This is a genomic window from Pseudohaliea sp., from assembly GCF_054552115.1.
Map to the genome: position 1 here is coordinate 1 of NZ_JBTOLW010000034.1, position 9,953 is coordinate 9,953.

Annotated in this window: 9 protein-coding genes; 4 read left to right on the plus strand and 5 right to left on the minus strand. The window is 68.2% G+C overall.

From position 1 onward, the window contains the following. Positions 1 to 334: 334 nt before the first annotated feature. On the minus strand, positions 335 to 982 hold the full coding sequence (gene yihA / locus ACX93N_RS14075) for a ribosome biogenesis GTP-binding protein YihA/YsxC (protein ID WP_459429072.1): 648 nt from the start codon (positions 980 to 982) through the stop codon (positions 335 to 337). Between the two features lie 109 nt (positions 983 to 1,091). On the opposite strand from yihA, the gene ACX93N_RS14080 reads away from it, so the two are divergent. The 3 genes from ACX93N_RS14080 to ACX93N_RS14090 all read left to right on the plus strand — a co-directional run bounded on the left by ACX93N_RS14080 (position 1,092) and on the right by ACX93N_RS14090 (position 2,940). After that, positions 1,092 to 1,388, plus strand: coding sequence for a c-type cytochrome (locus ACX93N_RS14080; RefSeq protein ID WP_459429073.1), 297 nt, complete (start codon positions 1,092 to 1,094; stop codon positions 1,386 to 1,388). A gap of 31 nt (positions 1,389 to 1,419) precedes the next feature. Beyond that, positions 1,420 to 2,058, plus strand: a complete 639-nt coding sequence (locus ACX93N_RS14085) for a c-type cytochrome (protein WP_459429074.1) — start codon at positions 1,420 to 1,422, stop codon at positions 2,056 to 2,058. A 198-nt stretch (positions 2,059 to 2,256) separates the two neighbouring features. Beyond that, entirely contained in the window at positions 2,257 to 2,940 is a 684-nt protein-coding gene (locus tag ACX93N_RS14090) for a thiol:disulfide interchange protein DsbA/DsbL (protein WP_459429075.1), read from the plus strand. A 110-nt stretch (positions 2,941 to 3,050) separates the two neighbouring features. On the opposite strand, the gene ACX93N_RS14095 is transcribed toward ACX93N_RS14090, so the two are convergent. From ACX93N_RS14095 to ACX93N_RS14105, 3 genes are all read right to left on the minus strand, one after another. After that, positions 3,051 to 3,668, minus strand: a complete 618-nt coding sequence (locus ACX93N_RS14095; protein ID WP_459429076.1) for an NADPH-dependent FMN reductase — start codon at positions 3,666 to 3,668, stop codon at positions 3,051 to 3,053. 40 nt (positions 3,669 to 3,708) lie between these two features. Then, on the minus strand, positions 3,709 to 4,923 hold the full coding sequence (locus tag ACX93N_RS14100; protein WP_459429077.1) for a multidrug effflux MFS transporter: 1,215 nt from the start codon (positions 4,921 to 4,923) through the stop codon (positions 3,709 to 3,711). 69 nt (positions 4,924 to 4,992) lie between these two features. Then, positions 4,993 to 5,475: an Lrp/AsnC family transcriptional regulator gene (locus tag ACX93N_RS14105; RefSeq protein WP_459429078.1), complete on the minus strand. Its 483-nt coding sequence runs from the start codon at positions 5,473 to 5,475 to the stop codon at positions 4,993 to 4,995. 302 nt (positions 5,476 to 5,777) lie between these two features. Here ACX93N_RS14105 and leuA point away from each other — a divergent pair, with 302 nt between their 5' ends. After that, complete coding sequence (gene leuA, locus ACX93N_RS14110; protein ID WP_459429079.1) at positions 5,778 to 7,475, plus strand: 2-isopropylmalate synthase; 1,698 nt, start codon at positions 5,778 to 5,780, stop codon at positions 7,473 to 7,475. Positions 7,476 to 7,480: 5 nt separating this feature from the next. Here leuA and ppsA read toward each other — a convergent pair whose 3' ends face one another. Continuing rightward, complete coding sequence (ppsA, locus tag ACX93N_RS14115) at positions 7,481 to 9,928, minus strand: phosphoenolpyruvate synthase (protein WP_459429080.1); 2,448 nt, start codon at positions 9,926 to 9,928, stop codon at positions 7,481 to 7,483. Positions 9,929 to 9,953: the final 25 nt, after the last annotated feature.

The following is a 9,953-nucleotide window of genomic DNA, read 5'->3' on the forward strand; positions in this document are numbered from 1 at the left end:
ATCCATGGCAGCTCGACAGCGGACATCCATGTCCGCTGACGCCCCGGGACAGGGTGTCGCAACCCCCGTCGCCTGAATCAGGCGAGGGCCCCTCCGCCGAAAATTCTCCAACCCTTCAAGGAAGACTGGCGTGGCGACTGCGCATCTCCAATGGCACCACGGCAGGCGTCAGTGGCGGTGAAACCCCCTCCGGGACCGTCGCGGGCCATGGATGGCCCGCGCCGAGCGCACATGGATGTGCTTGTAGCGTGTCCCGGAGGGGGTTTCACCGGCGCTGGCGCCGCCATCGAAGGGTCCCGCCTTGAATTCTGTACCGCAGGGCTCCTGCCTGGGCTCAAAACTCCGGATCAGGTTCCTCAGGCTCCAGGACACTCTCGTCCGTGAGCCAGGCGTCGATGACGGCGGTGAGTTCTTCGCGGCCCTGGTGCTTGAGGGCGGAGAAAAGCTGGACCGAGACCATGTCGTCCGGGTAAGTGCTCGCTTCCTTGCGGGCGGCGAGGAGGGCGCTCTTGGCGGCGCCGCGCCCCAGCTTGTCGGCCTTGGTGAGGAGGACGTGCACCGGCATGCCGGCGACCGTGCCCCACTCCAGCATCTGCCGGTCGAAATCGCGGAACGGGTGGCGGATATCCATAAGCAGGATCAGGCCGCGGAGCGACTGGCGGGCCTGGAGATAGCGCTCGAGCTCGCGCATCCACTTGGCCTTCACCGCCTGCGGCACCTTGGCGAAGCCGTAGCCCGGGAGATCGACGAGGCGCTGGGAGTCCGAGAGCGCGAAGAAGTTGATCAGCTGCGTGCGCCCGGGGGTCTTCGACGTGCGGGCGAGGCTCGCCTGCCCCGTGAGGCTGTTGATGGCGCTCGACTTGCCCGCGTTCGAGCGGCCCGCGAAGGCGACCTCCCAGCCTTCGTCGGGCGGGCACTGTTTGAAGCGTGCCGCGCTCGTGAGAAAGGCGGCGCGACGGTAGTCGGGGGCTGGAAGAGCCATCGGGGGCACCGGTTTGTCGCCGTGGGCAAGTCGTATATAATGCCACCGCTTTTCGCCCCCCGGAAACGGGAATCGCGACACTGCCCTACCTGACACTGAGGTGTTTCCCATGAAGAAACTGCTGATTGCCGCACTCGTTGCCACGGGCTCCACTGTTGCCATGGCCGAGCCGCCGATGGACAAGTACAACAAGGCCTGTGCCGTGTGCCACGCCGCGGGTGTCGCCGGCGCGCCGAAGACGCATGACGTGGCGGCCTGGGAGCCGCGCATGGCCAAGGGCATGGATACCCTTGTCTCTTCCGTCAAGAACGGCCTGAACGCCATGCCGCCGAAGGGCATGTGTTTCGACTGCACCGACGAAGAGTACAAGGAACTGATCACCTTCATGAGTTCGCCGGCGGAATAAGCCGCCGCGCGTTCCTGCGCCGAGATTAGCTATGAAAAAACTGCTGCTGGCTTGCGGCCTGGCCGCAAGTGCCGTCCAGTTCGCTTACGCTGCCAACACCATGCCCGAGGGCGATGTCGCCTCCGGTGAGGCGCAGGCCGCGACCTGTGCCGCCTGCCATGGGCAGGATGGAAACAGCATGGTGCCGTCCTTCCCGAAACTGGCCGGGCTCGGGGAGCGCTACCTGTACGAGCAGATGGTCGCTATCCGGGACGGCGTGCGTGTCGTCGCCCAGATGGCCGGCCAGGTCGACAACAAGAGCGACCAGGAACTGGCGGACCTCGCTGCGTACTACGACAGCCTCGAGCGCAGCGGCGGCCAGGCCGACCCGGACCTGGTCGACCTGGGTGAGAAGGTGTACCGCGCCGGCGTGGCCGAGCGCAATGTCGCCGCCTGCACGGCGTGCCACGGCCCGCGCGCCGAGGGCAACGACCCGGCCGGTTTCCCCGGCCTTGCGGGCCAGCATGCCGAGTACGTCGAGGCGCAGCTCAAGGCTTACCAGACCGGCTACGAGCAGCCGGGGGAAGGGCGCTACACCGACGGCGACGCCAAGGTGATGCGCAGCAATGCCTTCGGCCTGTCCGATCTCGAGATCAGGGCCGTCGCCAGCTACATCGCCGGCCTGCAGTAAGGCAGGGCGTCACGCAAGGGGTGGTTCACGCTACCCTTTTCGTTTGCGGGATCGCCGTTTCCCCCGAAGGGCGCCCGTAGCCGCCCGCTCGCGGGGTCGATTTTGTGAATTTGCCCGGCAGTGCCAGTGTGAACCTGCGGCGCCCGCCGGGGTCTGACTGGTGATGGCTGACTAGCGATGATGCACACGGAGACACCCATGCTGACACTGAAGCACACCCTTGCCGCATTCCTGGCTGCTGCTCTCGTCCTCGCCACCGCGCTGGCGGCTGGTGCCCGGGCCGAGGAGTACGTCGAAGGCGAGCACTACGATGTGATCACGCCGGCAGTGGCGAGCCGGCACCCGGACAAGATCGAGGTCACGGAGTTCTTCTCCTACAGCTGTGGCCACTGCTACAACTTCGAGCCGCTGGTCAGCAAGTGGAAGGAGACGCTGGGCGAGGACGTGGTCGTGGTGCCGTCGCCGGTGATCTGGAACAAGCCCATGGAACTGCTCGCCAAGGCCTATTACGCGGCGGAAGTGCTCGACGTGACGGAGCTCATGCACCTGGCGCTGTTCCAGGCGATCCACGTCGATCGCCAGCGGCTGACCTCCGCCGGCGACATCGCCGAGGTGTTCGAGGACGCGGGCGTGGCCGAGGCCGGTTTCCTCAAGGCCTTCAACTCCTTCGGCGTCAGCAGCCTGGCGCGTCAGGCGGATGCCCGGGCGCGGGCGGCGCGGATCACCGGCACGCCGGAAGTCATGGTGGCCGGCAAGTACCGTATCACCACGCGCAAAGCCGGCAGCCAGGCCGGCATGCTCGAGATTGCCGAGTTTCTCATCGACAAGGAGCGCGCGGCGAAGGCCGCGGCGGCACCCGCCGAAACGGCCGCCGGCGCCTGATAAAGGCCTGCCGGGGCGGCGTTCGCCGCCCCGGGCTGCTTAGCGCGGCGCTTCTTAGCGCGGCGCTTCGTAACCCGGGCTCCTGACCCGGGCCACCTGAGAAACCCCGCCTACATCCCGTTCGGGTAGTGCTCCAGCGACACCTTGCCGCTGGCGCGGATCTGCTGGAACGCCAGCCCGTATTCGCGCAGCATTTCCAGGCAGTAGCCCATGCGGCCGGCGAGGTACTCGTGGTGCTCCGGGTCGTTCTCCGCCGGGTCGGCGTTGAAGCACTGCGCCGCCCTGCGCACGATAAGGTGCTCCGGCAGGTAGCAGATGCGGCTGTTCTTGTAGCTGCTCATGCGCAGCTCCGCGATCGGGTAGGCACCGTTCCCGGAGGCCGAAACGGATACCAGCAGTGCCGGCTTGTGCGCCAGCTCGCCGCTGCCGGGCCAGAGCAGGAAGAAATTTTTCAGGCCCGACGGGACCATGCCGTGCCACTCCGGTGACACCACCACGAAAGCATCGCAGCTGTTCAGGGCGTCCCGCAGCGGCCCCATGATCTCCTCCCAGGCCTCGGTGCCCTCGAAAACGCCTTCGTCCCAGAACGGCAGGGGATTGCCGGCGAGGGAATAGAGCCAGGTCTCGTCGCACAGGCCGCGGTCACTGAGGGACCGCTCGATCCAGCCGGCGATCTTCGCGCTCTGGGAGTCGGCCCGGTGGCTGCCGCTGATGATTCCGATCTTCATGGATACCTCGCGTTACAGGATGGCAAAAAAGTATGGCATATCAATCGCCCGCGGCCAGGGCTCCCGCGGGCTCCTCGCGCCCCTGGACCCACAGGGCCAGCAGCAGGGCACAGGCTGCAACGACGAGCATGCCCAGCACGAGGGGCCGCGGCGAATCGGCCAGGAGCTGGCCAACCAGTGCGGTGACCAGTGCCGCCAGGCCCATCTGCACGAAACCCATGAGGGAAGAGGCCGTGCCGGCCATGTGGGCGAAGGGGCGCAGGGCGATGGCCATGGCATGGGGCATCACCAGCCCGAGGGACAGGGCGTAGAAGGTCATGGGCAGCACGAGCGCGAGCACACTCCCGGGCAGCAGCAGGTGCCCGCCCAGCATGCCCGCGCTGCTGGCGACGGCCGTGGCGCAGCCGGCCAGCATGACCTGCCCGGAGCGGTGGTGACTGGCCAGGCGGGCGGACAGGGCGCTCCCCGCCATGTAGCCGATGACCGAGGTGAGAAAGATCAGCCCGAACCAGGGCAGGGGTACCCCGAGCATGTCGATGAAGACGAAGCCCGAGGAGGCCAGGTAGGCGAGCAGCCCAGCGTAGACGAGGGCGCCGCAGACGCTCACGGCCAGGAAGAAAGGGTGGAGCACCAGTTCGGCGTAGTTTCGCGCGATGGCGATCGGGTGCAGGCTCTGCCGCTGCGGCAGCGTCTCCGGGAGATAGCGCCCCACCAGCAGGAAGATGGCCACGGCGTAGCTGGCCAGGAACAGGAACACGCTCGGCCAGGGCACGAAACGGAGCATGATGCCGCCCAGCCCGGGCGCCACGGCCGGGGCGAGGGCCATGAGCATGGCGATGAGCGACAGGGCGCGGGCGGCCCGGGTCGGACCGTACACATCCCGGGCGATGGTGCGTGCCAGGGTGGGGCCTACGCAGGCGCCGATGCCCTGCACGAAGCGGTAGGCCGCGAGCTCCAGCACCCCGCCGGACTGCGCGCAGCCGAGGGAGGCCGCGATGAACAGCAGGGTGCCCCCGAGGAGGACAGGCCGGCGGCCGAAGCGGTCGGCCAGCGGGCCGCAGACGAGGTGGAAGAAGGCGAAGCCCCAGAGATAGGCGCTCACCGTGAAGTGCATATGCGCGATATCGGTATCGAAGGCGCGCAGCATCCCCGGCATCGCCGGCAGGTACATGTCGACGGAGAGCGGGCCGAGGGCGGCCAGGGCCGCGAGCAGCGCGAGGAGCCGCGGCGAGTCGTGGGCCGGGGATGAAGGCATGGCGCGCTAGGGTACACGAAAAGCGCCGGCAGCGGCCTTTTTCCGCGCCGGGAGCGCGCGTTGGCGCGGCTAGCTTCCGTCGACATAGTCCAGCGGCAGCACCGTGCGCTGGATCACGCGCCGCAGCTCGAAGCTGGAGTGCACGCCGGTGACCCCGGGAATGCGGGTCAGGCGGCCGAGCAGGAACTGCTCGTAGTGTTGCATGTCCGGCAGCACGGCCTTGAGCAGGTAGTCGGCGGCCTGCCCGGTCACCACCGAGCACTCGAGCACCTCCGGGTAGCTGGTCACCTCGGCCTCGAAGGCGGCGAAGCGGTCCGGCGTGTGCCGGTCCATGGTGATGCCGATGTAGGCGGTGAGCTTCAGGCCGAGGGCGTCCTGGTCCAGCAGCGTGACCGTGTCCCGGATGAGGCCGCTCTCCTCGAGGCGCTTCAGGCGCCGCGCGCAGGGAGTCGGCGACAGGCCCACGCTCTCGGCGAGTTCGAGATTGCTGATGCGGCCGTTGCGCTGGATGAGGTCCAGGATGCGCCGGTCCGTGCGGTCGAGGCGGGCCATGATCACTCCCGTTTTTCTTTAAGGTGGCTTTGGTGACTACAAAATAACCGAATATTAGTGAATAATCTCCATATTGAGCGCACCAAAGGATAAATTTGCAGAAAATCACTACGCTGCAGCTCTTATAATGTGCCCTCGGCCAGCGGTGCTGGCGGCAGGCAGCGCGCACGCGGTGATCCCCGCGGCGGGCGGACCGGCGCCTCACGAGGGCGCAGGGACCGGACCTCGCCGGCACCAGGGCCGCCTGATTTTCCTGGCAGCAACGCAATGATCCGGGACTGTCCCGGGGGAGCTGACGACCCATGAGCCGTCTCGATAACGCCGACCATCGCGGTTTTGACCATAGCAAGTACCGCGCCTTCGAGCCCGTCGCCCTGCCCGACCGGCAGTGGCCGGACCGGCGCCTGACCGCCGCGCCGCGCTGGTGCAGTGTCGACCTGCGCGACGGTAACCAGGCCCTGATCGAACCCATGACCACGGCGCAGAAGTCGCAGCTCTGGGACCAGCTCGTGAAAATCGGCTTCAAGGAGATCGAGGTCGGTTTTCCCTCCGCCTCGAAGCACGACTACGACTTCGTGCGCGACCTCATCGACAACGGCCGCATCCCGGAGGATGTCACCATCCAGGTCCTCACCCAGGCGCGGCCGGACCTGATCGAGAAGACCTTCGCCGCCCTCAAGGGCGTGCACCGGGCCATCGTTCACGTCTACAACTCCACCTCCACGGTGCAGCGGGAGAAGGTCTTCGGCCTGGAGCGCGAGGGCATCACCGGGATTGCCGTGCGCGGCGCCGAGCTGGTGCGCGACGAGGCGGCGAAGTACCCGGAGACCGAGTGGGTCTTCGAGTACTCCCCGGAGAGCTTCACCGGCACGGAGATCGACTTTGCGGTCGAGGTCTGCGACGCGGTCATGGACGTCTGGCAGCCGACGCCCGAGCGCCCGGCCATCGTCAATCTGCCGGCCACGGTGGAGATGAGCACGCCGAACATCTACGCCGACCAGATCGAGTGGTTCTGCCGCCACGTGCAGCGCCGCGACAGCCTCATCGTCTCCCTGCACACCCACAACGACCGCGGCTGCGCCGTGGCCGCCGCCGAGCTCGGCGTCCTCGCCGGCGCCGACCGGGTCGAGGGCACGCTCATGGGCAACGGCGAGCGCACCGGCAACATGGACATCGTCACCATGGCCATGAACCTGTACAGCCAGGGCGTCGACCCGGAGCTGTCCCTCGGCCACATGGACGAGATCATCGAGACCGTGAAGGCCTGCACACAGCTGCCGGTGCACCCGCGCCATCCTTACGCGGGAGAGCTGGTGTTCACGGCGTTCTCCGGCAGCCACCAGGACGCGATCAAGAAGTGCCTGGCCCGGCGCGACGATGCCGAGCCCTGGGAGGTGGCCTACCTGCCCATCGACCCGGCGGACATCGGCCGCTCCTACCAGGAGGTCATCCGCATCAACAGCCAGTCCGGCAAGGGCGGCGTGGCCTACGTGCTCGAGCGGGACCACGGCTACGAGCTGCCGCGCTGGTTGCAGATCGACTTCAGCGCGACCGTGCAGGCCTATGCGGAGGACCAGGAATCCGAGGTGCAGTCCGATGCGATCCACGATCTCTTCCAGCGTACCTACCTCGCGCCGGAGGGCCGCTGGACGCTCGGGGACTACCAGCTGAGCCGTGCCGACCACGTCGACCAGCTGACCATCGTCCTCAACGAGGGCCGGCAGGCCCACCAGATCACCGGCACCGGCAACGGCGTGGTCGCGGCCTTCGTCGACGCGATGGAGCGCTTCACCGGCAAGCCGATCGTGCTGGTCGAGTACAACGAGCACGCCCTGTCACAGAGCGCGGACGCGGAGGCGGTGTGCTATATCCAGCTGAACGTCGACGGCGAGCGGGTCTGCGGCGTCGGCCGCAGCCACGACATCGTGCAGGCGTCCATGAACGGCATTCTCGGGGCCCTTAACCGCACTGCCGCGGCGGGCGCCGAAGCCGCTGCCTGAGCGGCCTACGCCGGGGCCGGAACGGCCCCGGCGGCCGGGTCCGGCGCCGCGCCGGGGTCCTCCCTCGCGTTTTCCGCCTCGCTGACGATCCGGGTCACGCGGACCACGCTGTCCGGGTTCAGGGAGATGGAATCGATGCCGGCCTCGACCAGGAAGGCGGCGAATTCCGGGTGGTCGCTCGGCGCCTGGCCGCACAGCCCCACGGGCCGGCCGGCCCGGTGCGCCCGCTCGATGAGCGAGCGGATCATCGCAGTGATTGCCGGGTTGCGCTCGTCAAAGAGGTCCGAGAGTTCCGCGGAATCGCGGTCGATACCCAGGGTCAGCTGGGTCAGGTCGTTGCTGCCGATGCTGAAGCCGTCGAAGCGCTCGGCGAAGGCCTCTGCGAGAATGACATTGGCGGGAATCTCCGCCATGACATAGACCTTGAGTCCCCGCTTCCCGCGCTCCAGGCCCGCCTCGGCCATGACGGCCAGCACCTTGTCCGCTTCCGCCGTCGTGCGGCAGAAGGGAATCATGACGATCACGTTATCCAGGCCCATGGTTTCCCGTACCCGCCGCACGGCGCGGCACTCGAGCTGGAACCCCTCGCGGTAGAGGTCACGGTAATAGCGCGAGGCACCGCGAACGCCGATCATGGGGTTTTCCTCCGCCGGCTCGAAGCCCTCGCCGCCGACCAGGCTGGCGTACTCGTTGGTCTTGAAGTCGCTCATGCGGATGATCACCGGCTCCGGGTACTGGGCGGCGGCGATCTGCGCGATGCCCGAGGCAAGCCCGTCGATGAAATACTCCGTCTTGTCCTCGAAGCCGCGCGTCAGCGCCTCGATCTGCGCTTTCACTGCCGCGTCCTCCAGTTCGTCGAAGCGCACCAGGGCCATGGGGTGCACCTTGATGATGCTGGCGACGATGAACTCCATGCGCGCCAGGCCGACCCCGTGACAGGGCAGGGCGTGCCAGCGGAAGGCCCCGGCCGGGCTGGCAATGTTGAGCATGATCCGGGTGCGGGTCTCGGGCAGATCGGCGAGTTCCACGACCTCCGAGTCGTGGGCCAGGGTGCCCTCGTAGACGATGCCTTCCGCACCCTCGGCGCAGGAGACGGTCACCTCGTCGCCGTCCCGGAGTACCGCTGTGGCATCGCCCGTGCCAACCACGGCGGGGATACCGATCTCTCGGCTGACGATGGCGGCGTGGGCCGTGCGCCCGCCGTGGTCCGTGATCACGGCGGCCGCCCGTTCCATGATCGGGCCCCAGTCGGGGTCCGTGACCGCGGCGACGAGCACGTCGCCACGGCGGAAGTCCGTGCCCTCGCCGGGGTCGCGGAGCAGGCGCACGCGCCCGCTGGCGATACGGTCGCCGATGGCGAGCCCCCGGGCCAGCTCCCGGGAGCGCTCCGTGAGCCGGTGGGTGGTCAGCACGCCGGCCTGGCGCGCCGCCTGGACCGTCTCGGGCCGCGCCTGCACGATGTAGAGCTCACCGGAGATGCCGTCGCGGGCCCACTCGATGTCCATGGGCCTGCCGTAGTGCTGCTCGATCACCACGGCCTGGCGCGCGAGTTCGAGGATATCGTCGTCGCAGAGGACCCGCTGGAAGCGCTCGCTGGCGTCGGTCTCGACCCGGCGGACGGTCTCGGCGCCGTCTCCGTAGATGGCCTTGAGCGCCTTGTCGCCGGTGCGCCGGCCGAGAATCGGCCGCAGTGATCCGTCGGCCAAGAGCGGCTTGAATACCGTGTATTCATCGGGGTCGACCTCGCCGCCGACGACGGTCTCGCCGAGCCCCCAGGCGGCGTTGATGACGATGGCGTCCGGGAAGCCGGTCTCCGTATCGATGGTGAACATGACCCCGGAGGCGCCGCAGTCCGAGCGCACCATGCGCTGCACCCCCACGGACAGGGCGACGGCCAGGTGGTCGAAGCCCTTCTCCTCGCGGTAGCTGATGGCGCGGTCGGTGAACAGGGACGCGAAACAGCGGCGGCAGGCTTCTACCAGTGCGTCGCCGCCGCGCACGTTGAGGAAGGTCTCCTGCTGGCCGGCGAAGCTCGCGTCCGGCAGGTCCTCCGCGGTCGCACTGGAACGCACCGCCACCGCGGGCTCCACCTCGCCGGAGCGGTCGGCGAGCTCGGCGTAGGCCGCGCGCAGGGCCTGCTCCAGCCCGTCCGGGAGCGCGGCGCCGGCGAGCAGCGCGCGGATCGTGCCACCGACCTCGTGCAGCCGCTCCGGGTCCTCCCGGTAGCGTGCCAGCTGCTCGCCGATGCGTTCTTCGAGGTCGTTCGCGGCGACGAAGGCGCGGTAGGCTCCGGCGGTGGTCGCAAAGCCCTCGGGCACGGTGACGCCGTGTGGCCCCAGCCGGGATATCATCTCACCCAGGGATGCGTTCTTGCCCCCGACCAGGGGAATGTCATCGATGCCCAGCTCCGACAGCCAGCGCACCGGGCGCCCGTTCTTCTCATCCTTGCCCATCGCACACCTCCCCTTCCTGTTCCTG

Excerpts from the sequence above, each read along its gene's own strand:
- ACX93N_RS14105 (WP_459429078.1), bottom strand. The coding sequence starts at position 5,475 with ATGGCCCGCCTCGACCGCACGGACCGGCGCATCCTGGACCTCATCCAG.
- ACX93N_RS14095 (WP_459429076.1), bottom strand. The coding sequence starts at position 3,668 with ATGAAGATCGGAATCATCAGCGGCAGCCACCGGGCCGACTCCCAGAGC.
- ppsA (WP_459429080.1), bottom strand. The coding sequence starts at position 9,928 with ATGGGCAAGGATGAGAAGAACGGGCGCCCGGTGCGCTGGCTGTCGGAG.
- yihA (WP_459429072.1), bottom strand. The coding sequence starts at position 982 with ATGGCTCTTCCAGCCCCCGACTACCGTCGCGCCGCCTTTCTCACGAGC.
- ACX93N_RS14100 (WP_459429077.1), bottom strand. The coding sequence starts at position 4,923 with ATGCCTTCATCCCCGGCCCACGACTCGCCGCGGCTCCTCGCGCTGCTC.
- ACX93N_RS14085 (WP_459429074.1), top strand. The coding sequence starts at position 1,420 with ATGAAAAAACTGCTGCTGGCTTGCGGCCTGGCCGCAAGTGCCGTCCAG.
- ACX93N_RS14090 (WP_459429075.1), top strand. The coding sequence starts at position 2,257 with ATGCTGACACTGAAGCACACCCTTGCCGCATTCCTGGCTGCTGCTCTC.
- leuA (WP_459429079.1), top strand. The coding sequence starts at position 5,778 with ATGAGCCGTCTCGATAACGCCGACCATCGCGGTTTTGACCATAGCAAG.
- ACX93N_RS14080 (WP_459429073.1), top strand. The coding sequence starts at position 1,092 with ATGAAGAAACTGCTGATTGCCGCACTCGTTGCCACGGGCTCCACTGTT.